Below are 25,901 nucleotides of genomic sequence, written 5' to 3'. Positions count from 1 at the left end.
TTATAGGATGTTCATGTGCCTAGCTTGAAAATAGAGGGGTTACCCACTGCACTTGCAGAACTGAAAAGTGATGCCATATATATACTGCTCTCTCCGTTGGATAACCAAGGAGTCGAGTTTGCTTTGCAGGCAATTTCAGAAGAATCAAAGCAAGATGTGTTTATTTTATCTTCGCAAATAGAGATTTTCTTCGAGACTCCATACTCGGATGATGTAAGCGATTTATTTAACAAAGGCAAAGTACATCCATTTACATTTAATAGCGATTCTGCCTTGAAAAAGAAATTACATTTCATCCGTAGCTTACTGGCAGAATTAAAAATTTATGATGAACTATTTGGCTCTACCGTTATTTTGCATATCAATACCGATTTAATAACGCACTACAAGCATAGTGAATTGATTGATCAGTTTAAATTGTTCGAAAGTTTTACAAAAAAATATCAACTGACCCTTATATTTATAACTACTGGGCTTGAAATTGCGCGCGCGCGGATGCTGATCCGTGGCGCAAATAAATCCTTTGATGGCATAGTGTATGTAAATGAGTCAACGGTTAAGGCCTTAGAGTATGATTACTGGAGCCATTCAGAGGGGATCATAGCTGGAGAAACTGTGCTATTAGAAGCGAGCACTAATAAATTTAAAGTTATCGAGAGGAATATCAATCAAAGCAAAGCATCTTCATTTAATCAAGACTTTGATGAAAATGATGTTTGGCTCGTAAAAAGCGCAGTGCCAGAAGGCACCAAACTTCCCGTGTCTTATAAACTGCTTGAAAACAACAAAGCTCTTTACCAGCATGCGAGTGAAATGAAAGCAGCCACTTTAGTGTTTGCAGTAACACGTTATACAGATTTGGCTGATTTAGCAAAACAATGCTTCTATTTGCGAAAGTTATGTGGCAAAAAACTGAAACTCGTTATTCAAAATGTAGATGGTATTATACGCCATCAAGATGAATGTTTATTTTTAACACTTGGGGTTAACCTTATTTTATATAGTTTCTCTGAGCCATCCCGATTATTATCTCAGATTCAATCTATTCAGGGATTTGAGTTTTCAAGGCCGTTACCCAGCTCGATTGATGAGGTATTACAACACTCTCAAAGCCCACTGAGCAAAGGTTTTTTACCTTTATCTGAGTTTGTGGATCAGGTTATAGACTATAGCGATTCAGCGGCTAATTTGGGCGTTAGTGGCGTAATGGTTACATTAAGGCTGTTACCAAGAATTGATGTGATTCACCCACTGCAGCTATTTCATGTTAAGCGTGAAGGAGACATTTTTAGCACAGTTGATGAGTACGTGTATCTATATCTTCATGCATGTCGAGAGCATGACGTAGATAATGCCATTAGACATTTATTTAAACTTGAAATTGCTGATTTTTTTGATTCAAAGACAGTCATTGCCGATCACTTTTTTATTCAACAAGAATGTAGACGATTAAAAAAAGATTATAAAGATAGAGACGTTCCTGATTATACAGATAAATTGAAAGGGAATTCTAGTTATACATATAGTCAAGAGTCTATAGACTTATCTTCATTAGATATTGAATCACCAGAGTTTAATCGCGTTAAAAGACCGGATGCTCAACGTTTTCCAATGACATTGAATGAATCAAAATTATGAGTTTAGATCAATTTTTTATCACATTTTCAATTGCGTTAATTATCGGTGTTATTCTGAGTAACGTGAGTAAAACAGTTTTTACAAAATTACTAAAATATTACCGTAAACTGACATTTCGCCATGTATTGTTGACGCCTTATACACCCGCTAAAAGAAAGAAGGATGAAGAGTGAAAATATCAGGTTTAGGGGTTTGGAATCTATACTTTTTAATTAAATTTGCATTATTTGCTTATGGTGAAATTTCATTTCACTTTTTAGAAAATTTAGCATTTTTTGCTTTCCTCACGCTATCGTTTAGTGAAGCTTGGCAACAAAGGTTGAAAAACGTATTTGCAGCTATTTTTGCTAGTGCTTTGCTATATTATGATTCATGGCTGCCTCCAATATCCCGTTTAACAAAACAAGTTGGTAATGTACAAGACTTTAGCCTGGACTACTTTTTTGAAATTAGCGCTCGAGTAGTGAGTATCGATTTACTATTAAGTATTTTTATTGTTTGTGTATTGTATCGTTTTTCGCATAAATGGCTTCGCTATACTAGTATCTCATTATTAGGCTTTGCTTATGCGTATTGGTTATCTACCGCATCGGTAATTAATTCTTCTCAAACAGCACAATTAACCGAACAAAGAAATCAGTCAATTACATCAACTCAACCCACTGTCAATGTTGGGGCAGGTAAACGAGAGCGAACCCCAGATGAACAGTTAGAATATTTTTATCAGCAACAAAGTTTGTTAAAAAGCGTTTTTCCTGATCGGGCCACTGGTGAGCCTTTTGATGTTTTAATTTTGAACATCTGCTCACTTGCTACCGCTGATCTTGAGGCTATTGGTGTTGATGAAACTCAGCTATTTAGTAATTTTGATATTTTATTTAGCGATTTCAATTCTGCGACCTCATACAGTGGCCCCGCGGCTATTAGGCTTTTAAGAGCTAGTTGTGGGCAAACAAGTCAAACAGATTTATTTAAACCTGTGCCAGAGCAATGCTATTTATTTAATAACCTGCAAGAGCTTGGTTATGATACTTCTGTGGCGATGAATCATGATGGGCACTTTGATGACTTTAAAGGATTAATAAATAAGTACGGTGGGATGAATACGACCGAGTTGGATTTTTCAGGTTATTCTCCTGCCCAATATGGCTTTGATGGTAAGCCGATATATTCAGATAAAGACGTACTAACAAACTGGTTAGATGCTCAGAGTAAAAATAGTGGCCCACGTTCTCTTTATTACAATACTATAAGTCTTCATGATGGCAATCAGATCGCAGGTTATGATCGAATGAGTAGCACCAAAAGTTACCCCATTAGGCAGCAGCAGCTGTTTTCAGATATAAACCGGTTTATAGAAAAGTTAGAGCAACAACAGCGTAATACCCTACTCGTGATAGTACCAGAGCACGGTGCTGCACTTGAAGGAGATAAAGTTCAATTTTCAGGCCTAAGAGAAATACCAAGCCCTAAAATTGTATCAGTACCTAGTGCCATTAAGTTTATTGGTCCGAATGTAAGGCACTCAGGATTAATTGAAGTAAAAGACTCGACTAGTTATTTTGGGTTGTCAGAGCTAATAAGTAGAGCATTACGTAATGATATTTTTTCAGGTGACAGCTCGATACAATCATTGTTAGATAACTTACCTCGTGCACCCAAAGTGGCTGAAAATGAAGATACCATAATGATGTATATTGGTAATAAGCCCTATATTCAACTTGATGGTGGTGAGTGGACAGCCTACCCGCAAAGCGATTAAGTAAACAGGCATAAAAAAAAGCCGGGAAGTGGGCTCCCGGCTTAATAGGTTTAGTTTTATGCTGCTATGTACTGATTGAATTAGTTACTATCAACAAAGGTTAAATCATTAATATGTGAGGGTCTTTCATTACAAAAGTTACATTAGGTGTATTTGGGTCTAGTTGTTAATTTTTTTGCCTTTTCAGCACTTTCAGGTTTAGATATATAAATCGCACCACCATGTAGGGCAATACTAATACTAGAGGCTGTACTCACCCGGCAACTTTAGAGTAGCAAATAGTGTTAAAAATCAGACAAAGCCTGCTTTATTCTCACCTGTGTTATTTAACGTTTACGGTTAGTGTGATACTCACTCAGCTACATGAATTTTAAAGGAAGGGAGCTAATTTTAAAATTAAATTGTAATTGTCCAAAAATCTTTACAATCTACTATCCACAACCAGCTAGTTCGCGTATTATTCGCGACATATTGATTTTCTCTTTTTTGAGGGTGAAATGCGTTTAGATATACACTGTGCAGACCGCATCGGTATTGCTCAAGAAATACTTAATATTTTAGTTAATTACCAAGTTGATTTAAAAGGGATTGAAGTCGATTCTGTTAATTGTCGTATGTATGTAAGTTTTCCGCCTATTGAATTTGAACAATTTCAAAAAATAATGCCATCGATTCGTTTGATAGACGGAGTAATGGATGTTCGCACCACGGCTTTTTTACCTTCTGAACGTGAGCATAATGAGCTTAATACACTATTAAGAGCATTACCTGATGGCATTATTTCTATTGATGCTAAAGGATGGGTGCGACTGTGTAATGATGCTGCTTGTAAAGATTTACAATTAACAGAACAAGAAGTTATTGGCTCGAATATAAACAACCTACTTAAAGGCTTTAACTTTACACGTTGGTTAGAAAGCAAAGAAGTACTTGGTCAAACTACTCGAGTAGAAGTGGCTGGTGAGGATTTTATTGCCGATATTCTGCCAATTGCAGTACCTCAAGGCTCAGAGGGTGATGTGCTGGCAGGGGCAGTAATAAATATTAAATCGCAAAGCCGCTTAGGCCAGCAAGTAAGTGCATTTAGACGTTATGGTCAAGAAAGCTTTGCTACAATCCATAACTTTAGTACTGCAATGCGCAGAGTTGTACGAGAAGCTCGTAAAATGGCTCAACTTGAGGCACCTATTTTGATTACCGGCGAAACAGGGACCGGTAAAGAATTGCTTGCACGTGCTTGTCATTACGCTTCAAATCGTTCAGTGAAACCGTTTATAGCGTTATCGTGTGCATCGTTACCCGATGATGTTGCTGAATCTGAACTATTTGGTTACGCCGGATATGAAGATAACGCTGCGCCAAAACGTGGAGTGCTTGAGCAAGCCGATGGTGGAACTGTTTTTCTTGATGAAGTCGGGGAAATGTCGACTCAGCTACAAACTAAATTACTACGCTTTTTACAAGACGGAACATTTAGAAAAGTCGGCGATGAGAACGAAGTGAAAGTTAATGTGCGTATTATTGCTGCTACGCAAAAAGATTTACCTGCGATGGTCCAAGAAGGTACATTTAGGGAAGACTTATATTATCGAGTCAATGTATTAACATTAGAGATTGCCCCACTTAGGGATAGAAAGGCCGATGTGGGTCCTTTAGCTGAGCACTTTATTCAAAAATATGCGCAGCAAAATGGCCACGCAATACCTGAGTTATCGGCAGAGTGTTTGGCATTTTTACAAGATTACCCTTGGCCTGGAAATGTTCGCCAGTTAGAAAACGCTATTTATAGAGCGGTGTCATTGCTTGATGATAATGAGTTAAGGGTAGAGCATTTACAATTACCTACATTCACACATGATTTAGGTTATTTAGAATCAGACTTTGAAGGCTCGCTGGATCAAGCCGTTAAACGTTTTGAGGCCACCTTGTTACGTAAACTCTATCCTGCGTATCCAAGCTCTCGGCAGTTAGCAAAGCGCTTAGGCTTAAGCCACACCGCTGTGGCTAATAAGCTTCGCGATTATGGTATTAATCGCAAAACAGTTAAGGTTTAAATTTATATTGGGCGCTACTGTTTAGTGCCCATGTTTTTTGTTACTCCATCAATAGCGACACTATCAATACCTTCATCTTTAAATTTAACCATAATGCTAATATTATTACGGGCAAAGAAGTAATCTTTGTTGTCTAAGCTTATAACGTAATCGCCTTTTACTGGGTCTTTAAATTTTTGTTTTTTAAGTTGCAGCGTATGTTCGCCAATTTGCCAGCTAAAGCTCTCGATAAATCCATTGTTGAATTCTTGCACCCAAATTTGCTGCTCATCCTTAGATAAAGTGATGGCAATGGAATAAGATTCAGGTAATTGCATGTCATAACTTTTTTCGCCGATGGTGAATTTTTTACTATCTGCTTGCCAACCAAAACCAAATTTAAAAGGTTTTTCAACCCCAGTTGGATAGCGTACTTTACCTTCTCCTGGGTAATCAAAATCGGCCCAAGCAGGGCAGGAGCAAAGTGAGAGTAAAATACTCATAGAAGATATTAGTTTAATCATCATTTAAAATACTATTTTTTATCGTTTGCAAGAGATTAGAGTAGAATATTCTCCATTGCAACTAGCTGTGCTACACTCAGGCTATTGTTAACTGGTAAGACCTTTATTGTGAACCTTTATTTTCGTCTCCTACTATTATTTTTTAAAATTAAACGTAACCGCAGCTATCAGTCATTATTAGACACGGTTGATATTGACTATAAAGCACTACCTTCTGATTGCGATATTAATTTACACCTCACAAACTCACGTTATTTAGCCATGATGGATTTAGCACGAACGTGGATGACCGAGCGGGTGGGCTTACTTGGCGTAATAATGAAAAAACGTTGGTTCCCGATTGTGAATGCCACCGCGATTACTTACATACGAGATATAAAACCAATGCAGCGCTATACCATTAGCACGCGTTTGGTTGGTTGGGATCATAAATACTTTTATATTGAGCAAAAGTTTCACTCTGAGCGCGGCTTACATGCAATAGCCTATGTGCGTGGTGTTTTTAAGCGTAAAACAGGGGTGGTAAGTGTTGAAGAGATGCTTACTGAAGCGGGGTTTGATGGTGTTGCACCTATTTTACCTGCCGAAGTAATGCATTGGAAAGAAATGCTTGAGCAGAAAAAAGTCACCAATCTTGCTTCATAATTAAATAAAAAAGGCCTTACGGCCTTTTTATCTGAGTGCGTACTTTAAAACGTATATTTAACACCAAGCATTGCCACTACAGGGTCAATTTTTACTGTTGAGGTAAGTGCTTGAGCACCATCTGCATAGACGGTTGCGTCTGTTTCTATATCCATTACAGATACCATTGCATGTAGTCCCCAATTTTGATCAAACATATAGTTAAAACCCGCTTGTGCAACAAAGCCAAATGAGTCATCAAGTTTAACGTCTACGTCATCTGTACCAAGGACTGATTTAAGGGCAGCAGAGGGCTCCTCATCAAAAAATACAGTGTAGTTAACACCTACACCGACGAATGGACGAAATGCTGATGTGCCCTCTAAAAAGTGATACTGGGCAATAAGCGATGGCGGTAAATGTTTGATGTTAGCAATATTGTTTCCGGCTAAGCCACCTGTACCATTAACGTCGTGAGAGAAAGGTGTTGCAGCAACTAACTCTAATACCCATTGGTCATTAAATGCATAATCAATAGTAATACCTAACTGCGTGTCAGAATCGGCTTTTAAACCCAAAGCTGAGTTTTCGTTGATTGCTGAGCTACTGTTATCTGGATTTACATTAATAGCACCCACATTAACGCTTAAGTTTGCACTAGCAAATGGAGACGCGATTAATAAAGAAGTAAATAAAGCTGCGCTAAGTTGTTTTTTCATGCTGTTCTCCGAGAAGGATTATTTTCTAATTGCAGCTATTATCGGATAACTAAAAAATAAAAAACTGTTCTAGATCAAGGTTTATCAAGGCGTATTTCACCTTTATAAAGTTGTTTGATTTAGATTAAAGTTTTACTCGGTTGTACTTAAAAAGTATTGACTCGTGAGCAAATTTTGTTTGTTCATCAATAGGTCATGGTTTTAGGCTATAATGATGTGCTCAAATTAAGGGGTACTATGAATCCAACCAACTCACTTTTTCTCAATGGCTCAATCAGTAAGGCATTACTGAAACTTGCCGTGCCCATCATATTAATTAATATTTTGCAGTCAGCTTATCAATTGACTGATGCCTTTTGGGTAGGTCGTTTAGGTGCAGCACAAGTTGCAGCTGTTTCAGTGAGTATGCCCGTCACATTTTTAGTTATCGCTATTGGTTCAGGGCTGGCCATGGCGGGCGCTATTTTATCAGCGCAATACATGGGGGCAGGACAACAAGACAAAGTTAACCATGTCGCAGCGCAAACCATGCTGATGGTAACAATTACTGCCTGCGTGTTAGGTTGCATAGGGTATATTCTCTCGCCCTATTTCTTGGCTTTGCTGGGGGTTGATAAAGCGGTATATAACGATGCGCTAAAATTTATGCATGTGTCATTTATTGGTGTTATTTTTGTCTTCATCTATGCGATGTTTCAAGCGCTCATGCGGGGGATTGGGCAAACAAAAGTACCGTTAATCATTGTTAGCTCAACTGTACTGCTGAACTTTATACTTGATCCGCTATTTATCTTTGGCTATGGCAGTTTTTCTGGTTATGGTGTGATGGGGGCCGCTTTAGCCACTCTTGTTACGCAAAGTTTGGCAGCGATAGCAGGAGTCGTAATTTTTATGCGTGGCCGCCATGGTATCCAATTAAAATTCTCAAGTTTTATTCCTGATTATTCATATATCAAACAAGCTTTCTTTTTAGGTGCACCTGGCTCGGTCGAGCTCTCTACACGCGCATTTGGCTTAATTATTATGTCATTTTTAGTGGCAAGCTTTGGCACCCAAACGATTGCAGCCTATGGTGTTGGCTCTAATATATTGCAAATGGTCATGATCCCGGCGATGGGTTTATCGATGGCTGTGTCTACTTTGGTTGGACAAAACATGGGCGCTGGCAATATTAAACGTGCAGAGCAAATAACAAAATTAGCCGTTGTTTGGGGATTAATAGGCTTAACGATGATTGGTGTTTTGGCGTATATATTTGCACCTGTGCAGGTGGCGTTTTTTATTCCCGATGATTTAGATGTGATCAATAAAGGTGCACAGTTTATTCGTGTTATGTGCTTAACCTGGGGCGGAATTGGCGTGCAATTATGTGTTGTTGCTGCCTTTCGGGCATCAGGTAATATGCTCAATGCGATGATATTGGCTTTATTTTCACAATGTGTAGTGCAATTCCCTGCTGCCTATATTTTATCTAAACATACTAATTTAGGCGATTACGGTATTTGGTATTCATTTGCTGTTACCAATGTTTTAGTTGCACTGGTGTCTTATGCATGGTTTTGTCGCGGTCGCTGGCAGCAAACACAATTAACAAAAGATGATAAAGATATAGCAAAAGTTACCCAAGAAGCGTTTATCGAAGAGGGCAGTCATTAAGCGGTCATAAACTCGCGTTGTAATGAACTTACTAAGTTTTGATTAGGTAGGCTTATTATGACGTTAGCGCTTCAAACACATTCTTCAAGTGACACAAACCATGCAGAATCTGTGGTGACTTGTTTACAAAAACTCATCCGATTTAAGTCAGTTACGCCACAGCAAGCGGGTGCAATTGACTGGTTAGCGCCTCAGTTAAAAGAGCTAGGTTTTGAGTGTGAGCAATTTTCTTTTAATAACGTGACGAATTTAATTGCTAAGCTCAGCTTCGGTGATGGGCCTGTTTATGCCTTTTCGGGCCATATAGACGTGGTACCAGCAACGGCAGAACACTGGTGTGTTGACCCTTTTTCAGGGCAGATTAAAGACCATGCCGTTTATGGGCGCGGAGCTGCAGATATGAAAGGAGGAGTGGCTGCAATGTTGAGCGCAACCCGTAAACTGATAGCCGATATTTCGCAAAAAGAAGGCTGCTTTTATTGGTTAATTACTTCAGATGAAGAAGGTGAAGCTGAGTACGGCTCTTTGCTGATTGCAGAACGTTTGGCACAACAAGGAGTTCAACTTGATGGTTGTATTGTGGGTGAGCCGACGAGCCACTTACAGGTTGGTGATACTATTAAAAACGGCCGACGTGGTGCGCTCTCTGCGCGCTTACTGATCACAGGTAAATCGGGTCATGTTGCATACCCTGAAAATACCATAAATGCAGCCCATTTAAGTGCTGATATCGTAAAACGCTTAACTAATATTGGTTGGCAGCATGATGAAGTGGGTTCAACAACCAGCTTACAAATTACAGGAATTAATATTGCCAACGTAGTCGATAATATGGTGCCAGCACAATGTGAGATGACATTTAATATTCGCTATAGTCATGGTTATAAAAGTGCCGATATAAAAAATGAAATTCAATTTGCCTTAGAAGGTTTAGCGCAATACCTCACTATTGAATGGGAACGCCCTTGTGAATCGTTTTATACAAGTCATCAATGTAATCATAATTGTTTGTTAACCCACGTTGAGCAGGCTGTATTCAAGGTCACTGGCAGTTACCCCTTACTAAGCACCAGTGGTGGCACATCAGATGGCCGGTTTTTCGCAAATAGTCATACTCAAGTGATCGAATGTGGGGTACGCAATAATACAATTCATCAAGCTAATGAACACGTTCCAGTTGCTGACTTACTGATGATAGAGCAAATTTATACACAATTACTTACTAATTTATTTAATAAAAATGCTCGCTGTTAGCACGAGCATTTTATAATCAAATATAGAACGAAACTACCTAACCTGAACTCCGGATAATAAATCTATCTCCAGCGGCTACTTTCAACGCTAACTGCGTTGAATTTACTTGCAATAGGCTAGCTATTGACGCGTAAATTCGCCTTGTTATCGCTAAAAGTCTCCGGCTGAAGACTAATAAATATATTTGTGATTTAATATCAATACATTAGTACATCTCTTAACCAGAGTTCAGGTTACCTAAAAATGCGTGTTTACTCTTTGCTTAGATAGCGCTTTGCTTTACCTGCTTTTACTTTTTCAAGATCAACCAGCACGAGCCCATCAATACAGTTATTAAACTCAGGATCTACACTAAAACTTAAAAACTGCACGCCACCAGGCTCACACAATTCAGTATATTGCTTAAATAAAGTGGGTACTTGGGCACCCATATTGGCGAGAACATGTTTCAATTCAACAAAGTCTTCTTTTATATCATCGCCTGAGAATAAACTTTGGCATTGTTTTAATTGTTGCTCAGTGGCTTTAAATTCATTGTTTGGAGTCGCAATAGTGTGTTTAGCACCGTAATAATACTGGTAGTAGTGCACCAGCATTGCTTTGGCTTGATCAGGCAGTGCGTTCGATACACTAACTGCGCCGTATAAATAGCGATATTGCGGATAGTTTTTGACAAATGCGCCTATGCCATACCATAAATAATCGAGACTTTTACGACCCCAATATTTAGGTTGCACAAAGCTGCGGCCAAGTTCGATACCCGCTTTAAAATAGGGAGTCATTTCATCGCTGTAGGAAAATAAACTATCTGTGTATAAACCTTTGCGACCATGTTTATCTATGATCTCTTGTGCACATGCGAGGCGGTAGGCGCCAACTAACTCTAGTTGGTTGGGGTCCCATAAAACCAGATGTTGATAATCCATATCGTATTTATCAATATCGCGACGCTTACCACTGCCTTCGCCCACTGTACGAAATGATATTTCACGTAAACGCCCAAGCTCTCTAAAAATAGGGGAGCTGCCTTGGTACTGATATAGGTATATTTGCATGCCATCTTGCGTAGTGCCTAGTAATTGGCATTTTTCGATGGCTTTTTTCAATTCTTTACGACATTCTGAAGTGGCGATTGGGGTCTGGGTTTTAAGTGGTAATGTTTTCTTGGATGTTAACGCATAAAGTTGTTTGCGAATTAAGTTGACCACTTCTTTGTCTTTTAGATTCTCTATTAAATATGACTCAGGCGGGATTGAGGCACCAATTTCAAATTCTAACGACTTTTGGCGTTGCTTAAACATCTCTTTGACTAGCAATAAACTCGCTAACGGCTTATAAATCATTGAGGTGCCATAAAATAGTGGGCTATTCTTCGCTTTTATATAAATGGGTAATATTGGACAATTCGCTTTTTTGGCGATGCGTAAAAAACCGCTATTCCATTTACAGTCTTTGATACCTGTAGGGCCCAGCCGAGACACTTCACCCGCGGGGAAAATTAATACAGCACCCTCATTTTTCAAGTGTTGATGAATATTACTCAGCTCTTGCTTTTTACTGGTTCCTGAAAGGTTATCTACCGGCAAAAGTAAAGAATGCATAGGGGTCACCGACATGAGCATCCGATTAGCAACCACTTTTAAATCCTGTCGTAAGCTAAACAAGACCTTAATTAATGCTAACGCATCTAAAGAACCAATAGGGTGGTTTGCCACTATGACAAGCTTTCCTTCACTGGGAATATTCTCAATTTGTTTAGGTTTATACCGAGTGTCAAAGTCTAGCTCATCAAGCACTTGCTCTACAAACTCAATTCCTTGTAAATGAGGGTAGGCATCGCCAAACGCCACAAACTCCTGCTCGTGGAGCAAGTAACCTAATCCTTTTTTCACCAACCCTTTTACTTTAGGTGAGTTCTCTAATTGTGGTAGATTTGCAGCGATTACTTTATCAACACTGATCATAATTACCTCATTGTCATTTGGCTCTCAATATAGAGCCAGAGTAAAAGTTTGCTATGACAGTTAGGTTGCAATTGTGTGACTTTTTAAAGAGCGTATTTTTAATCATCGTTTTTTAATCGCTTGCGGATATAATAATAAAAAACACATAGACTTGAGGAATGCCATGCATCTACTAATCGCAATTAGTAACCGAGACTGTACTAAGTTAATAAATACACTACAAAAGCATTTACCTGATGTAGAGATCTCACAATGGCCAAGCTGTAGCAACCTAGACACTGTGGAGTTTGTGGTTGCCTGGCAGGCTCCTGAGCAAATGTGGCAGCAGTTACCTAACCTTAAAGCCGTGTCATCATTTGGCGCCGGGGTTGATAGCATCGATTTAGACTTACTCGCTGATAACGTGGTGGTTACACGCATTGTTGACGAGCTATTAGCGGATGATATGGCTGAATATGTTTTAGCTCACACACTTGCGCATAAGCTCAAATTACAAGAGTACTTTATTAAACAGGTAAATCAGCTTTGGCAGCCTAAACGCGCACATGAATTTAACCATGTGGTATTTTTAGGTTTTGGCCAACTAGGGCAACACTGTGCAAAACGTTTGCTTGCTAATAACTTTAAGGTCTCAGCATTTTCGCAAAGCCCTAAACAGTTTACTGACGTTACCTGTGTACACTCCCAAGAAGAGCTCGCAAGGTTATTACCTCAAGCTGATTACTTAGTGTGTTTATTACCGCTAACGCCCCATACTGAAAATATTATTGATAAAGCATTATTAAGCCAGCTCCCGCAGCATGGCGTTTTAATTAATGTTGCTCGTGGTCAACATGTTGTTGAAGATGATTTACTATGGGCCTTAGATAACAAAGTAATACGCGCTGCAACACTTGATGTGTTTAGGCAAGAGCCATTGCCAGCGGAGCACCCATTTTGGTCTCATGATGCAGTAACCGTTACCCCACACTGCGCAGCTTTATCTAGTGTAGCGAGCGTTGCGCAACAAGTCGCAGAGAATGTTCAGCGGCTAGGAAAAAGGTTAGAACTAAATCATCAGGTAGATAGAACAAAAGGTTATTAAAATTTGAACAATTAATGCTTCATACATCTTGTTAACATATGTGATTTTAGCTAACCTAATACTGTAATAAAAAAATAATAATAAAAATAAGGTTAACTATGAAAAATCAACACGGCGGCGTTAAATTTAGTCTCATTTTAGTATCAGTTATTCTTATGGGAGTATCAGCTTGGTTTAATCAAGCTAATGCAGATGAACCAAACCAGGCTGAAATTACACAACAAGATTAATTATAGCGATTCGAGAGCTCAGCGTTTTGCGTGACGCTCTCGGTTTTCATGCTTTTTCTCATCACTTTTCTTAATTAATACATATGTAGCCCCAATACCGCCATGCTGCCTCAATGCAGTATGAAATGCCAATACGCTCGATAACTCTTGCAGCCATTTATTGGTGTAGCTTTTAAGTATGCCGGGTGTTTTTTTATTTTTGATTCCAATTCCGTGACGCACCAATACAACACGTATGTTTTTAACATGGCAGTCATTTATAAAATCAAATAAGGCTAGGCGAGCGGACTTAAGAGGTTGGCCATGTAAGTCTAACGTCGCATCTATTTGGTATTTTGCTAAGCGCAAGTTTTTAAAGACGCCTTCTTGTACACCTTTATTTTTATAACTGAGTAGAGAGTCTGGCGCGATTAGTTCAACAAGCTCGCTTCTAAGATAGTTTTCGTCGTTCGCTAGATCGGCTTCCGCTGCTTTACGTTTTTCTTGTTGTGATATAGAAGGTTGCGGCTTTAACTGCTGTGGCTTTATGGTATCGTGACTAAGTGGCTCAACATCTTCCATAGAAGATAAAAATAAATCAAAATCCGATAATGACATACTCACCCCAAATTAGTTTAATACGAAGCAGATTTTAACTTAGTTCTAAATAATAGACAAAAAAATACCTCAGTGAGCAAACTCAATGAGGTATAAAATTATCTTGGGAGAGATATTAATTAGCTGTTACATTTAATTGACCGAAAGTATAAACTTTGAACAGATAAAATGTATTGATCAACACTAAACTCATATTTGAGATTACACTCGAAGACATTAAGTCTAAGCTAAACGATAAAAACAATAATACGCAGGCGCTAACCGCGGCAACACGCAATAAAGTTAATTGATTGATAAATAACGCCCCTAATCCTAGGGCTAACAGAGTAAAGTTTAAAAGCCAATCTAGCTCGTTTAACATGATCGTTTCAGTGTACTTGTGTTGAAAAAGGAGCGCCATTATGGTGATCTTTTGCACACCTTTCAACCAAGTAATTTTATATTTTTCAGATTAGTTTTATTAATCCAAAATTAGCTTGCTCATCGCTGCAAAAAAACCTTTTGTCTCGGTAACTCGGTATTTTTGACAGGTAGCTGGCTGTTTTAGGTTTTGGCATAAGTATAAGGTATTACGCTCTAAGTCCGCTCTTGGTTTTAAGCTAGAATCAAACAAGTTAGCGCCGTAGCCAAACAAACCAGGCCAATACACGCTTTGTGTTACTAGACCTAACTTTTGATAGGTAATTAACTGCGGTTTAGGGGTAATTAAAAAGATTAATAGTAAAATAACTAAAGTAATGATTAACACTCTACTTTTGGGCTTACTCTGTGTAGTGGTATTTGTCGAATTACTATTTTCAATCGTTGTGTTTGTTGTATTTATTGCGGCATTTCTTTTATTTGTACTTGGTTGCGTTTTTTTTCTTTGCGGGGCTTTGCCAAGTAACGACTGTTTTTTTATTTTATTAGACATGAAGCAAATCTGGCCTTTTAAGCAAGTGTCTCTATAATGAGATCAATGAATTAAATAAGTTTATATATTAACTATAATAACTTAAACCTAGCTCATAGCCTATGGGGATCAAGTATGAATACGCAGCTTTCTATTTTAATTGTGGATGATGTAGGGACGGTACGTAGCTTTCTTAATCAAACGCTTATGCATTTGGGTATCGAAAATGTTAAAGAAGCTTCTACAGCGGCTCAGTGTATTAGTGCCTGCCAAGCAGCAGACTACAATATTATCTTTTTAGATATCGAGTTGCCCGATGGTGATGGTAAAGAAATTATTGCCAAAATAAATGAAATAAACCCAGCGACAAATGTTGTTATGGTCTCAGCACATTCAACCGTTGAGAACGTTAAGGATGCGATTGATAAAGGAGCGAAAGGGTTTGTTGTAAAACCGTTTACACCTAAGAAAATAGCTGCAATGTTGAAAAAGTTTTATCCAGAATTAGAAATAGCTTAATGAATAGTGTGGTAAGCGCATTTTAGATACAAAAAAACCGGCCTAGGCCGGTTTTTTATATTCTACAAAAACAAATTATAGTGCTTTAATTTTAGCAGCTAAACGGCTCTTATGACGAGCAGCTTTGTTTTTGTGAATTAGACCTTTAGTTGCGTAACGGTCTAAAATTGGTGTAGCAACTGCGAAAGCTTGCTGTGCAGCTTCCTTGTCGCCCGCTTCAATAGCAACAACTACTTTTTTGAAGTATGTACGCATCATTGAACGACGGCTTGCGTTATGCTGACGGTTTTTTTCGCTAGTGATAGCGCGTTTTTTTGCAGACTTGATGTTAGCCAAGGTTTGCTCCTAACAATCTTAAAAATAAGCTTAATTTAAAGGCCGTGGAATATGCCTTTTTTAATCATGAATGTCAATAAAAAATTGACATAACAAGAAAAACTGCTCCTTTATAACGAACATCAATTTGCCGCTTTAGCAGTTAATATCGCTATTGTAACAAAGCCCATGCACTGAGCCTAGTGCTTTAGAGCGATTTATAAAAAAGTCTGTGGCATAATTAACTTTCTCATTGGTTTTTAAGCAGGTTTTAGTGTGGCAAAAGGATTATTTCGTTCTGGTATGATTGTGAGTGCAATGACCATGATCTCGCGTATTTTGGGCTTAGTGCGTGATGCTGTGGTGGCAAATTTGCTAGGTGCCAATGCCGCTGCCGATGTTTTTTTGTTTGCCAATCGTATCCCTAATTTTTTACGTCGATTATTTGCTGAAGGGGCCTTTGCGCAGGCTTTTGTGCCTGTTTTATCTGAAATTAAAGAGCAACAAGGTGATGATAAAGTTCGCTTTTTTGTTGCCCAAGCCGCAGGTACGCTAGGCACTATATTATTAATTGTAACCGTGCTTGGCGTTATAGCATCTCCTGTAATAGCTGCTTTATTTGGTACTGGCTGGTTTATTGAGTGGTACCAAGGAAACCCTGATGGAGAAAAGTTTGTCCTGGCCAGTGAATTACTAAAATGGACATTTCCCTATTTGTTTTTCGTTAGCCTAGTTGCATTAAGCGGTGCGGTAATGAACGTTTATAACCGTTTTGCTGTAGCCGCTTTTACACCCGTATTACTCAATATCTCAATTATCAGCTGCGCTATTTTATTACACGACCAATTTTCAGTAGGGGCATACTCGCTTGCGATAGGAGTATTTGTGGGTGGTGTTGTGCAGTTATTGTTTCAATTGCCGTTTTTATACCGTGCGAAGATGCTCAGTAAACCTCGTTGGGCTTGGCAAGATGAAAATGTTAAAAAAGTCCGCACTTTGATGATCCCAGCGCTGTTTGGTGTATCCATCAGTCAAATTAATTTATTGCTTGATACCATGATTGCGTCACTTTTGATGACAGGGTCAATCGCTTGGCTTTATTATTCAGATAGATTAATCGAGTTTCCACTAGGATTGTTTGGCATCGGTATTGCCACCGTTATTTTGCCTGCGCTATCTAAATTACATAGCAGCGATAAAAGCACTGACTTCCAACATACATTAGATTGGGGTGTACGCTTTGTAATATTTTTAGGCCTCCCTGCGATGGTTGGCTTAATGCTAATTAGCCCATTAATTATTTCTGTTTTGTTTGATCATGGCGCATTTAAAGAGGGCAATATTGACCATGTTCAAGCAGTAAGCCTAGGTGTAATGGCTTACTCCGTTGGTTTAGTCAGCTTTATGTTAATCAAGGTGCTGGCGCCAGGTTTTTATGCACGCCAAGATACTAAAACACCTGTGCGTATAGGTATTATTACTTTGGTTTTAAATATGGTATTTAATATTATGCTAGCGCCATTTATAGGTTATTTAGGGTTAGCTTTGGCCACGTCAATGTCGGCAAGTTGCAATGCTTATTTGTTATACAGACAATTAAACAAAGAGCAGGTATATCATTTTTCAAGTTTTAGTGGACAATTTACATTTAAATGTATTGTTGCAAGCGCTGTAATGGGTTTATCTGTTTGGTATACCTCAAATCAGTTCTTATGGCGAGATTGGCATTTTGGTGAACAAGTTATTTTACTCAGCGGGTTATTGATTTTGGCTGGGTTTGTTTATTTCTTGTGCATGTTTATGCTCGGTGTGCGACTAAATACGATAAAAAACGTAGCAACTACTGAATCAAATTAAAAAAAAGATTATAATCGCCAGCTTCTACGGTTGGAAAATGTTCAGCCGAGCTGGCAAAGGCAATTAGGTGGTATGGAGTTAATCAGAGGTATTCACAATATTCGCACGCAACATTATGGTTGTGTGTTGACCATTGGCAATTTTGATGGCGTTCATTTAGGCCATGGCGAAGTGCTTAAAGGCTTACTTAATGACGCAAAGAAATACAATTTGCCAAGTACAGTGATGTTATTTGAACCTCAGCCCCAAGAGTTTTTTGCCAAAGATAATGCGCCTGCTCGATTAACGCGATTACGTGACAAACTTAAACTACTTGCTAATTTAGGCATTGAGCGAGTAATTTGCATTAGCTTTAATCAACAGTTTGCTAATATGCAGGCTGAGCAGTTTGTCAGCGAGATATTGATTAATAAGCTGGGTGTGAAAGCGCTAACGGTTGGTGATGACTTTCGATTTGGTAAGCGTCGTCAAGGTGACTTTAGATTACTTACGCAAATGGGCCAAGCGGCTCAAATGGATGTAAAAAGCACCGCGAGTTTTCGCCAATTAAATGCTAGAGTAAGCAGCACACTGATTCGTGAAGCACTTGCGCATGGTCAGCTAGCGCAAGCTAAAGCGATGCTTGGTCATAACTATGCTATATCAGGGCGTGTTATACATGGTTGGAAACGTGGCCGGGAACTTGGTTTTAGAACAGCAAACATTGCACTGAAACGTCAGGTCTGCCCTGTTAACGGGGTGTTTGCAGTGCAAGTTATGCTGAAAGGTAGAACAATATATGGGGTTGCTAATATTGGCAATAAGCCCACATTTAATGGAACACGCGCATTATTAGAAGTGCACTTATTTGATTTTGCGCAAGAGATTTACGGACAGTTTATGCATGTGGAGTTGATTGAAAAACTTCGCGATGAGCAAAAATTCGAGACATTAACACAATTGACGGCACAAATAGCAACGGATGTTGCTGCCGCTAAGCAGTGTTTTGGTTTAATTTAGGTAGCCGATACGGAAAGTAGGATTAATGAGCGACTACAAACATACTTTGAATTTACCGGAAACAATGTTTCCAATGCGCGGCAATTTGGCACAACGTGAACCAAAAATGCTTAAAACATGGTATGAAGACGACCTATACGGTCAAATTCGCAACGCTAAAAAAGGTAAAAAAACCTTTATTTTGCATGACGGCCCTCCGTATGCAAACGGCGATATCCATTTAGGCCATTCAGTAAATAAAATTTTAAAAGACATCATTGTTAAATCAAAAACTTTATCTGATTTTGATGCCCCTTATGTGCCGGGTTGGGACTGTCATGGTCTACCAATCGAGTTAATGGTTGAGAAAAAGGTTGGCAAACCCGGTGTTAAAGTCACTGCGGCCGAATTTCGTGAGAAATGCCGTGCTTATGCTAAAAAGCAAGTTGAAGGCCAAAAAGTAGACTTTAAACGCTTAGGTGTTTTTGCTGATTGGGATAGGCCTTATTTAACGATGAACTTTGATTTTGAAGCCAACGCAATTCGCGTATTAGGTCGTATTATCGAAAAAGGGCATTTACATAAAGGTGCGAAACCAGTTCACTGGTGTACAGATTGTGGTTCAGCATTGGCTGAAGCAGAAGTTGAGTACCAAGATAAGCAATCGCCAGCAATTGATGTTCGTTTTGAATTTTCAGATCAAAACGCCGTAATTAATGCATTTGACTTAAAAGCAGATCATGAAGGTACGGGCACTGTAAGCACCGTGATTTGGACAACGACACCGTGGACACTTCCAGCTAACCGTGCAGTTGCCGTTCACGCTGATTTAGAATATGCCCTTGTTCAAGTTGATGACGAAGGCTCGCAGCAACGTTTAATTTTAGGTTCTGAGCTTGTAAAAGATGCTATGGACCGTTATGGCTTTAACCATTACCACGTTTTAGGTTATGTTAAAGGTGCGGTACTTGAAAACCTTCAAGTTGCACACCCATTTTATGACTTTAACGTGCCGGTAATTGTGGCTGAACACGTAACGACTGACTCAGGTACAGGTATTGTTCACACAGCACCAGGTCACGGTCAAGAAGATTTCGTGGCAGGTTTACAATACGGTTTAGAAGTTGCTAATCCTGTAGGTGCCAATGGCGTTTACCTACCAGACACCGAACTGTTTGCAGGTCAGCATGTATTTAAAGCAAACGCCAGTGTGGTTGATGTATTAACTGAGCGTAATGCACTAATGCACCACCATGCATTAACACATAGTTACCCGCATTGCTGGCGCCATAAAACGCCAATTATTTTCCGTGCAACACCGCAGTGGTTTGTTAGCATGGATCAAGCTAATTTGCGTCAAGATTCATTATCAGAAATCAAAAACACTCAATGGCTACCTGAGTGGGGCGAGAGCCGCATTGCAAATATGGTTGAAGGGCGTCCTGATTGGTGTATTTCACGTCAACGTACGTGGGGCGTGCCAATAGCTTTATTTGTTGATAAAGACACCGGCGCGTTACATCCGAATACGCAATCATTGATTGAAGAAGCGGCAAAACTGGTAGAAAAATCAGGTATTCAAGCTTGGTATGATTTAGAACCAGCAACATTGTTAGGCGAAGCAGATGCTCAGCAATACATGAAAGTACAAGATACTCTTGATGTATGGTTTGACTCTGGTGTGTCGCATGCATGTGTTGTTGATGCTCGTGAAGAATTAACAGGCCCAGCCGATTTATACCTAGAAGGGTCAGATCAGCACCGTGGTTGGTTTATGTCATCAATGATGACCTCAGTTGCTATTAATGGTCATGCACCTTATCGCCAAGTACTTACTCATGGTTTCACCGTGGACGAGAATGGTCGTAAAATGTCTAAATCATTAGGCAATGTAATCTCACCACAAAATGTAATGAACAAACTAGGCGCTGATATTTTACGCCTTTGGGTTGCTTCAACAGATTACACTGCTGAAATGACGGTTTCTGATGAAATCTTTAAACGTTCAGCGGACCGCTACCGTCGTATTCGTAACACCAGCCGTTACTTACTGGCTAACTTAAGTGGTTTTGATCCTAAAACAGACCAAGTTGCTATTGAAGACATGGTTGAGCTTGACCGCTGGATTGTAGGTCGTGCAGCGCAATTACAAGATGAAATTGTGGCAGCCTATGAGAGCTATCAGATGCTACAAGTTACGCAAAAGCTAATGAACTTCTGTACAGGAGAGTTAGGCTCGTTCTACTTAGATGTAATTAAAGACCGTCAGTATACAGCGAAGAGTGACAGTCATGCGCGTCGCTCATGTCAAACCGCTTTGTACCATATTGCTGAAGCAATGACGCGTTGGATGGCGCCTATAATGAGCTTCACAGCGCAAGAAATCTGGGAAGCATTACCAGGTGAGCGTGACCAGTATGTATTTACCTCAGTTTGGTATGATGGCTTAAAGGCAGTGACTGAAGGCCAATTTAGCAATGATGATTGGTTAACTATTCTAACCGTGCGTGATGAAGTAAACCGCGTACTTGAAGGTGCTCGTAAAGAAGAAGTCATTGGCGCAACATTACAGGCTAATGTAAGTATTTTTGCAAATGCAGAAATCGCGGATAAATTATCAGCATTAGGTGATGAGTTACGCTTTGTCCTATTGACCTCTCAAGTAACGGTTGCTGCAGTTAATGAGCAACCAGAAGGCACTCAAACAACTGAAATTGATGGTTTATACATTAGTGTTGCGGCAACAGATGCAGAAAAATGTGAGCGTTGTTGGCACTATTGTGATGATGTAGGGGCGAACCCTGCACATCCTGAAATCTGTGGTCGTTGTGTTAGCAACGTAGATGGCGAAGGCGAAACACGCCAATTCGCATAGGAGTAGTGAGTGAGCAAGCTAACCCAAAAAAGTGGTTTAGTGTGGCTTTGGTTAAGTCTGTTACTTTTAGTAGCAGACTTTGCCAGTAAAACGCTAGTGGTGAATACAATGAATTTGCGTGATTCGATTGATATATTGCCGTTTTTTAACCTTACTTACGTACATAACTACGGAGCTGCTTTTAGCTTTTTAAGCGATGAAAGTGGCTGGCAACGTTGGTTTTTAAGTTTAATAGCAATCACGATAAGTGGTTTGTTGATATGGTGGTTAAAACGCCTTCCTGCATCTAATAAAATATTATGTGGTGCGTATTCGCTCGTTTTAGCTGGCGCTATAGGTAACCTATACGACCGCATGTATTACGGATATGTAATCGACTTTTTGCACTTCTATTATGAAAACTGGCATTTTCCTGCGTTTAATATCGCTGATAGTGCAATTTGTATAGGTGCAGCATTGTTATTATTTGATGCCTTCACAGGCGAAAGTCCAAAGGAGCATAAAGCATGAGCCAAACAGTTATCGCTGAAAACTCAGAAGTGATTTTTCATTTTTCAATAAAGCTATCTGATGGCTCTGCGGCTGATTCGACGAAGGTGCATAATAAACCTGCTAAATTAGTGATGGGTGATGGCAGCTTAACCGCAAACTTTGAAAAGTGTTTATTTGGCTTAGCACCGGGCGATAGCAAATCGTTTGAGCTGGAGCCAGAAGATGCCTTTGGTCAACCAAACCCTGACAACATTTATTATGTTGAACGCAGTAAGTTTGGCCCAGATACGCCAGCTACCGTTGGTTCTATTATTGCGTTTACGCAACCTGATGGTACTGAATTACCAGGACTTGTACGCGAAGTGCAAGGCGAGTCGGTAACAATTGATTTTAATCACCCTTTAGCTGGCCAACAATTAACCTTTGAAGTTGAAATTTTAGAAGTTGATAACACGCCTAAGGTAAATGATTAATGGATATTTTATTAGCCAACCCTCGCGGTTTTTGTGCGGGCGTTGACCGTGCGATTAGTATTGTTGAACGTGCGTTAGATATATTCGAAAAGCCAATCTATGTGCGTCACGAGGTTGTTCATAATCGTTATGTGGTTGATGGATTAAAACGCCGTGGTGCGGTGTTTGTTGAAGAGCTTGATCAAGTACCCGATGAAAGCATTGTAATTTTTAGTGCTCATGGTGTATCGCAAGCCGTTCGAAGCGAAGCAAAACGCAGAGAGCTTAAAGTATTTGATGCAACCTGCCCACTGGTTACTAAAGTACACATGGAAGTTACCCGAGCAAGCCGAAAGGGCACTGAGTGTATTTTGATTGGCCACCATGGTCACCCTGAAGTTGAAGGCACCATGGGGCAGTACGATAATAGTAATGGTGGTATTTATCTAGTTGAAACGGCAGAAGATGTCGCTAAACTCAACGTAAAAAATCCAAATAACCTTTTTTACTGTAGCCAAACGACATTGTCTGTTGATGATACTGCGGATGTTATCGATGCTTTGCGCGCTAAATACCCAGTTATTGATGGCCCACGAAAAGATGATATTTGCTACGCCACGCAAAATCGCCAAGATGCAGTTCGTGACTTAGCCGATAAAGTTGATGTGTTATTGGTTGTTGGGGCTAAAAACAGCTCAAACTCTAATCGTTTACGAGAGCTTGCTGATAAAATGGGCACCGTTGCGTACTTGATTGATGATGCCAGCAATGTTGAAGATGCTTGGTTTACTAATGCAAAAGCTGTTGGTGTAACCGCCGGTGCATCTGCACCTGAAGTACTTGTTCAACAAGTTATTAGCCGTCTTAAAGAATTAGGTGGTAAACAGGTTGTTGAAAATCCAGGCGAAGAAGAAAACATAGTATTTGCCGTACCCGTTGAGCTACGCTAACCTTAATCTATTTATGGGGCATTTTTAAGGAGAGTGCAATGAGCAAGTCGGTGCAAACCAATACTTTGCTTTTTGCGGCTCTCTTTACTGAGCGAGGTGTGCTAGCTACATTAGTTGTGGTGCAAGTTATTGCTACTATATTGGCTTTTGCACCTAGTGCAGCTCAAGACATCTGGATCCGTTTAGGTGTAATTAGTTTATTTTTACAGCTTATCTTTTTATTAAGCCTGTCCTGGCTTTTTCTGCTACGGTTTATTCTACAGAGATATTCGCGCTTCATTCAAAGTGTTAGTTTATTCATCTCTCTTTTATCAACCACATTGTTAATGAGTATCGCGGTTCTCTGTTTTGCTGGCAGCGTGATTGAAGTTGCTGATCCTGTTGTGTTTATATTACGAAACTTACTTATTGTAGTTCTAGTTGCGTGTTTATTTGTACAGTTTCTCACAATTTACGTTGAAAAACAGCTGCAAACTAATGCATTAGCAAGAGCTGAGCTTGATGCACTACAGGCGCGTATTCGGCCACACTTTTTATATAATAGTCTTAATACAGCCGCCGAATTGACTCATTACGATCCAGATGCTGCGGAGCAAGCGATCTTAGCATTAGCTGCATTATCGCAAGCTGCAATGCAAGTCGGAAAAGAAACCGGATTGTCTGATGAAATTACATTGACCCGGCAGTATTTAAGGTTAGAAAGCTGGCGGTTTGCAGAGCGGCTACAAGTTGACTGGCAATTACCAGATCAACTCCCAAACATAACAATTCCTTGTTTAACATTACAACCACTATTAGAAAATGCCGTGTGTCATGGTGTTGAGCCTTCATTGACGGGGGCTGTTATTTATGTCGAATTACATGTAAGTCAACGCTCGTTGGTGATTATCGTCGAAAACCCCGTGTCGTCATCATCGCAACAAACACGTCCAGGAAATGGCATGGCATTAGATAATATTCGCCAACGGTTAGATCTCTATTATCAGGGGCATGCTAAGTTGACAATGACAGTAAGAGAAGGGATGTATCGGGTTAAATTGGTACTGCCTTTGGATGTTGATTATACACAGGAGCAACAATGAAAGTTCTTATTGTCGATGATGAGCCATTAGCTCGAGCTCGTTTGCATCGCTTACTTGCGAAAAATCCAGACTACAGTGATATAGCACATGCAAGTAATGGCACCGAAGCTATACAGCAAGTAAAATGTTTGACGCCAGATATTGTATTTTTAGATGTCAATATGCCCGCCATGAACGGTTTAGAAATTGCTGCGCAATTAAATACACTTAGTCTGCCGCCCGCGATAATATTTGTGACCGCTTATCCTGAACATGCTTTGGATGCTTTACAACTTAGTGCAGCAGGTTACTTAGTCAAACCAGTTACAGAGCAAAACTTGGCCAATGCTATAGAGCAACTTGGTCGCCTCACTCGTGCTCATGTGCAAAAACAACGCCCAGTGATGATCAACTATCAACTGGCAGGAGTTACGCGAAGTGTTGCACTAGAAGATGTCTATTATGTGATCGCTGAAGATAAATACACACGTTTAGTTTTTAATGGTGGCGAAGCATTACTTGATCACAGTTTAAAGCAGTTAGAAGAAGAGTTTTCCACGCACTTATTACGAATTCATCGCAAGATATTAATTAATCAATCACGTCTAATTGAGCTGAAAAAAGGCGCTAATGGAACGCATGCTGTTGCATTGAAAGGTTGTGATTGTTTATTACCTGTTAGTCGACGTGCGTATAAGAACGTAAAAGAGCACCTTTAAGTCCCCCCTTACTTTAGATACAAAGGTTATTAGAGCTGGTCGAGTAACCATTTATCAACAAATATAACCGTTTATCCTGAGCAGAGTTGAATCTACCTACTGATAGCATATGCTTATAATGAGATAGTTTTATATTAGGTGCGTTATGAAATTAGTCAATCATACACCACAGCATGGTTTTACATTAGTAGAGGTATTAATTGCGTTTGTGATTCTAAGCTTCGGTTTACTGGGTGCCGTTGCATTACAAGCAAAAGCGAAACAAGCAAGCTTTGATTCAATGCAGCGAGCGGCTGCGGTTGCTCTAGGCAATGATATTATTCAACGGATACGGGCTAATGATCGTTTGGCAGTAATTACTCAATATAATGGCACATTTACGAGTGATACCGAGCTTGAACAGTCACGTACTTGCTACAGCGGCGCATGTAGCTCAGCGCAAATAGCGGCACTTGATCGGCAGCAATGGATCCGTGCAATACAAGCTAAAGAAAATACAGGCGCTTTAGATGATGCAACGGTGTGTATAGAGAATACTGCCGTACCAAATAGCAATGATAAAGCATTTAATATCCAAGTTGTGGTGAGTTGGCAAGGCCGCCAAAAGTTTACCGCCACGACAGAAACCCAGCAATTAACGTGTGGTGAGAGTAATAGTAATCGCCGTATTATGGTTTTGAAAAGTTATATTTACCTAAGGAGCTAA

25 protein-coding genes are annotated in these 25,901 nt (G+C 39.6%); 18 read left to right on the top strand and 7 right to left on the bottom strand.

All coding sequences use genetic code 11. The features are described 5' to 3' along the window. Window positions 1-15 precede the first annotated feature (15 nt). The 3 genes from bcsE (at window position 16) to tyrR (ending at window position 5,454) form a co-directional block, all read left to right on the top strand. Complete coding sequence (bcsE, locus tag AAEU30_RS02270) at window positions 16-1,638, top strand: cellulose biosynthesis protein BcsE (RefSeq protein ID WP_421959123.1); 1,623 nt, start codon at window positions 16-18, stop codon at window positions 1,636-1,638. A 169-nt stretch (window positions 1,639-1,807) separates the two neighbouring features. Further along, the gene (gene bcsG, locus AAEU30_RS02265; protein ID WP_421959122.1) at window positions 1,808-3,400 is read left to right on the top strand and encodes a cellulose biosynthesis protein BcsG; all 1,593 of its coding nucleotides are present in this window, start codon (window positions 1,808-1,810) and stop codon (window positions 3,398-3,400) included. 497 nt (window positions 3,401-3,897) lie between these two features. Next, complete coding sequence (gene tyrR, locus AAEU30_RS02260; protein WP_421959121.1) at window positions 3,898-5,454, top strand: transcriptional regulator TyrR; 1,557 nt, start codon at window positions 3,898-3,900, stop codon at window positions 5,452-5,454. A gap of 14 nt (window positions 5,455-5,468) precedes the next feature. On the opposite strand, the gene AAEU30_RS02255 is transcribed toward tyrR, so the two are convergent. Further along, window positions 5,469-5,960 carry a hypothetical protein gene (locus AAEU30_RS02255; protein WP_421959120.1) on the bottom strand — a complete coding sequence of 164 codons (492 nt, stop codon included), beginning with the start codon at window positions 5,958-5,960 and terminating at the stop codon, window positions 5,469-5,471. Between the two features lie 105 nt (window positions 5,961-6,065). Here AAEU30_RS02255 and AAEU30_RS02250 point away from each other — a divergent pair, with 105 nt between their 5' ends. Then, window positions 6,066-6,602 carry a thioesterase family protein gene (locus AAEU30_RS02250; RefSeq protein ID WP_421959119.1) on the top strand — a complete coding sequence of 179 codons (537 nt, stop codon included), beginning with the start codon at window positions 6,066-6,068 and terminating at the stop codon, window positions 6,600-6,602. 44 nt (window positions 6,603-6,646) lie between these two features. Here AAEU30_RS02250 and AAEU30_RS02245 read toward each other — a convergent pair whose 3' ends face one another. Beyond that, entirely contained in the window at window positions 6,647-7,300 is a 654-nt protein-coding gene (locus AAEU30_RS02245) for an OmpW/AlkL family protein (RefSeq protein WP_421959118.1), read from the bottom strand. A 237-nt stretch (window positions 7,301-7,537) separates the two neighbouring features. On the opposite strand from AAEU30_RS02245, the gene AAEU30_RS02240 reads away from it, so the two are divergent. Together AAEU30_RS02240 and dapE are read left to right on the top strand one after the other, a co-directional pair. Then, complete coding sequence (locus AAEU30_RS02240) at window positions 7,538-8,956, top strand: MATE family efflux transporter (RefSeq protein ID WP_421959117.1); 1,419 nt, start codon at window positions 7,538-7,540, stop codon at window positions 8,954-8,956. Window positions 8,957-9,013: 57 nt separating this feature from the next. Further along, window positions 9,014-10,210 carry a succinyl-diaminopimelate desuccinylase gene (gene dapE / locus AAEU30_RS02235; protein WP_421959116.1) on the top strand — a complete coding sequence of 399 codons (1,197 nt, stop codon included), beginning with the start codon at window positions 9,014-9,016 and terminating at the stop codon, window positions 10,208-10,210. Between the two features lie 251 nt (window positions 10,211-10,461). On the opposite strand, the gene olsF is transcribed toward dapE, so the two are convergent. Continuing rightward, window positions 10,462-12,174: a bifunctional ornithine lipid synthase OlsF gene (olsF, locus tag AAEU30_RS02230; RefSeq protein WP_421959115.1), complete on the bottom strand. Its 1,713-nt coding sequence runs from the start codon at window positions 12,172-12,174 to the stop codon at window positions 10,462-10,464. A gap of 163 nt (window positions 12,175-12,337) precedes the next feature. Between olsF and AAEU30_RS02225 the strand changes: the two genes are divergently transcribed. Further along, window positions 12,338-13,258, top strand: a complete 921-nt coding sequence (locus AAEU30_RS02225; protein WP_421959114.1) for a 2-hydroxyacid dehydrogenase — start codon at window positions 12,338-12,340, stop codon at window positions 13,256-13,258. Window positions 13,259-13,356: 98 nt separating this feature from the next. Then, complete coding sequence (locus AAEU30_RS02220) at window positions 13,357-13,488, top strand: hypothetical protein (protein ID WP_421959113.1); 132 nt, start codon at window positions 13,357-13,359, stop codon at window positions 13,486-13,488. An 18-nt stretch (window positions 13,489-13,506) separates the two neighbouring features. Here the strand turns inward: AAEU30_RS02220 and smrA are convergent, their stop codons facing one another. The 3 genes from smrA to AAEU30_RS02205 form a co-directional block, all read right to left on the bottom strand. Then, window positions 13,507-14,085 (bottom strand): DNA endonuclease SmrA, encoded by a 579-nt coding sequence (gene smrA, locus AAEU30_RS02215; protein WP_421959112.1) that lies wholly within the window; start codon window positions 14,083-14,085, stop codon window positions 13,507-13,509. 115 nt (window positions 14,086-14,200) lie between these two features. Next, window positions 14,201-14,446 (bottom strand): hypothetical protein, encoded by a 246-nt coding sequence (locus tag AAEU30_RS02210; protein WP_421959313.1) that lies wholly within the window; start codon window positions 14,444-14,446, stop codon window positions 14,201-14,203. Window positions 14,447-14,545: 99 nt separating this feature from the next. Then, window positions 14,546-14,998, bottom strand: a complete 453-nt coding sequence (locus AAEU30_RS02205) for a hypothetical protein (protein WP_421959111.1) — start codon at window positions 14,996-14,998, stop codon at window positions 14,546-14,548. 114 nt (window positions 14,999-15,112) lie between these two features. On the opposite strand from AAEU30_RS02205, the gene AAEU30_RS02200 reads away from it, so the two are divergent. Continuing rightward, complete coding sequence (locus AAEU30_RS02200) at window positions 15,113-15,496, top strand: response regulator (RefSeq protein ID WP_421959110.1); 384 nt, start codon at window positions 15,113-15,115, stop codon at window positions 15,494-15,496. Window positions 15,497-15,571: 75 nt separating this feature from the next. Here AAEU30_RS02200 and rpsT read toward each other — a convergent pair whose 3' ends face one another. Next, window positions 15,572-15,832, bottom strand: a complete 261-nt coding sequence (rpsT, locus tag AAEU30_RS02195; protein WP_016708897.1) for a 30S ribosomal protein S20 — start codon at window positions 15,830-15,832, stop codon at window positions 15,572-15,574. 297 nt (window positions 15,833-16,129) lie between these two features. On the opposite strand from rpsT, the gene murJ reads away from it, so the two are divergent. The 9 genes from murJ (at window position 16,130) to pilV (ending at window position 25,901) form a co-directional block, all read left to right on the top strand. Further along, on the top strand, window positions 16,130-17,668 hold the full coding sequence (gene murJ / locus AAEU30_RS02190; RefSeq protein ID WP_421959312.1) for a murein biosynthesis integral membrane protein MurJ: 1,539 nt from the start codon (window positions 16,130-16,132) through the stop codon (window positions 17,666-17,668). Window positions 17,669-17,740: 72 nt separating this feature from the next. Further along, complete coding sequence (gene ribF / locus AAEU30_RS02185) at window positions 17,741-18,667, top strand: bifunctional riboflavin kinase/FAD synthetase (RefSeq protein WP_421959109.1); 927 nt, start codon at window positions 17,741-17,743, stop codon at window positions 18,665-18,667. 25 nt (window positions 18,668-18,692) lie between these two features. Then, window positions 18,693-21,521, top strand: coding sequence for an isoleucine--tRNA ligase (ileS, locus tag AAEU30_RS02180; protein WP_421959108.1), 2,829 nt, complete (start codon window positions 18,693-18,695; stop codon window positions 21,519-21,521). A gap of 9 nt (window positions 21,522-21,530) precedes the next feature. Then, a complete protein-coding gene (lspA, locus tag AAEU30_RS02175; protein ID WP_421959107.1) occupies window positions 21,531-22,031 on the top strand; it encodes a signal peptidase II in 501 nt (166 codons plus the stop codon). Further along, complete coding sequence (gene fkpB / locus AAEU30_RS02170; RefSeq protein WP_421959106.1) at window positions 22,028-22,486, top strand: FKBP-type peptidyl-prolyl cis-trans isomerase; 459 nt, start codon at window positions 22,028-22,030, stop codon at window positions 22,484-22,486. Before lspA ends, fkpB begins: the two co-directional genes overlap by 4 nt. Continuing rightward, window positions 22,486-23,415, top strand: coding sequence for a 4-hydroxy-3-methylbut-2-enyl diphosphate reductase (ispH, locus tag AAEU30_RS02165; RefSeq protein ID WP_421959105.1), 930 nt, complete (start codon window positions 22,486-22,488; stop codon window positions 23,413-23,415). Before fkpB ends, ispH begins: the two co-directional genes overlap by 1 nt. Window positions 23,416-23,453: 38 nt before the next feature. Continuing rightward, window positions 23,454-24,497 (top strand): sensor histidine kinase, encoded by a 1,044-nt coding sequence (locus AAEU30_RS02160; protein ID WP_421959104.1) that lies wholly within the window; start codon window positions 23,454-23,456, stop codon window positions 24,495-24,497. Continuing rightward, window positions 24,494-25,195, top strand: coding sequence for a LytR/AlgR family response regulator transcription factor (locus AAEU30_RS02155; protein WP_421959103.1), 702 nt, complete (start codon window positions 24,494-24,496; stop codon window positions 25,193-25,195). The genes AAEU30_RS02160 and AAEU30_RS02155 overlap by 4 nt, the downstream gene beginning before the upstream one ends. Window positions 25,196-25,340: 145 nt before the next feature. Continuing rightward, complete coding sequence (gene pilV / locus AAEU30_RS02150; protein ID WP_421959102.1) at window positions 25,341-25,901, top strand: type IV pilus modification protein PilV; 561 nt, start codon at window positions 25,341-25,343, stop codon at window positions 25,899-25,901.

It is taken from the genome of Pseudoalteromonas mucoides (assembly GCF_049257175.1).
In the GTDB taxonomy this organism is placed as follows: domain Bacteria; phylum Pseudomonadota; class Gammaproteobacteria; order Enterobacterales; family Alteromonadaceae; genus Pseudoalteromonas.
This window is presented reverse-complemented; position numbering and strand designations above follow the sequence as displayed.

What these genes read in the sequence shown, in the direction of transcription:
- tyrR (WP_421959121.1), top strand. Translation starts at nt 3,898, where the DNA reads ATGCGTTTAGATATACACTGTGCAGACCGCATCGGTATTGCTCAAGAA.
- AAEU30_RS02255 (WP_421959120.1), bottom strand. Translation starts at nt 5,960, where the DNA reads ATGATGATTAAACTAATATCTTCTATGAGTATTTTACTCTCACTTTGC.
- AAEU30_RS02245 (WP_421959118.1), bottom strand. Translation starts at nt 7,300, where the DNA reads ATGAAAAAACAACTTAGCGCAGCTTTATTTACTTCTTTATTAATCGCG.
- AAEU30_RS02240 (WP_421959117.1), top strand. Translation starts at nt 7,538, where the DNA reads ATGAATCCAACCAACTCACTTTTTCTCAATGGCTCAATCAGTAAGGCA.
- dapE (WP_421959116.1), top strand. Translation starts at nt 9,014, where the DNA reads ATGACGTTAGCGCTTCAAACACATTCTTCAAGTGACACAAACCATGCA.
- olsF (WP_421959115.1), bottom strand. Translation starts at nt 12,174, where the DNA reads ATGATCAGTGTTGATAAAGTAATCGCTGCAAATCTACCACAATTAGAG.
- AAEU30_RS02225 (WP_421959114.1), top strand. Translation starts at nt 12,338, where the DNA reads ATGCATCTACTAATCGCAATTAGTAACCGAGACTGTACTAAGTTAATA.
- AAEU30_RS02220 (WP_421959113.1), top strand. Translation starts at nt 13,357, where the DNA reads ATGAAAAATCAACACGGCGGCGTTAAATTTAGTCTCATTTTAGTATCA.
- smrA (WP_421959112.1), bottom strand. Translation starts at nt 14,085, where the DNA reads ATGTCATTATCGGATTTTGATTTATTTTTATCTTCTATGGAAGATGTT.
- AAEU30_RS02210 (WP_421959313.1), bottom strand. Translation starts at nt 14,446, where the DNA reads ATGTTAAACGAGCTAGATTGGCTTTTAAACTTTACTCTGTTAGCCCTA.
- AAEU30_RS02205 (WP_421959111.1), bottom strand. Translation starts at nt 14,998, where the DNA reads ATGTCTAATAAAATAAAAAAACAGTCGTTACTTGGCAAAGCCCCGCAA.
- AAEU30_RS02200 (WP_421959110.1), top strand. Translation starts at nt 15,113, where the DNA reads ATGAATACGCAGCTTTCTATTTTAATTGTGGATGATGTAGGGACGGTA.
- murJ (WP_421959312.1), top strand. Translation starts at nt 16,130, where the DNA reads ATGACCATGATCTCGCGTATTTTGGGCTTAGTGCGTGATGCTGTGGTG.
- ribF (WP_421959109.1), top strand. Translation starts at nt 17,741, where the DNA reads ATGGAGTTAATCAGAGGTATTCACAATATTCGCACGCAACATTATGGT.
- ileS (WP_421959108.1), top strand. Translation starts at nt 18,693, where the DNA reads ATGAGCGACTACAAACATACTTTGAATTTACCGGAAACAATGTTTCCA.
- fkpB (WP_421959106.1), top strand. Translation starts at nt 22,028, where the DNA reads ATGAGCCAAACAGTTATCGCTGAAAACTCAGAAGTGATTTTTCATTTT.
- ispH (WP_421959105.1), top strand. Translation starts at nt 22,486, where the DNA reads ATGGATATTTTATTAGCCAACCCTCGCGGTTTTTGTGCGGGCGTTGAC.
- AAEU30_RS02160 (WP_421959104.1), top strand. Translation starts at nt 23,454, where the DNA reads ATGAGCAAGTCGGTGCAAACCAATACTTTGCTTTTTGCGGCTCTCTTT.
- AAEU30_RS02155 (WP_421959103.1), top strand. Translation starts at nt 24,494, where the DNA reads ATGAAAGTTCTTATTGTCGATGATGAGCCATTAGCTCGAGCTCGTTTG.
- pilV (WP_421959102.1), top strand. Translation starts at nt 25,341, where the DNA reads ATGAAATTAGTCAATCATACACCACAGCATGGTTTTACATTAGTAGAG.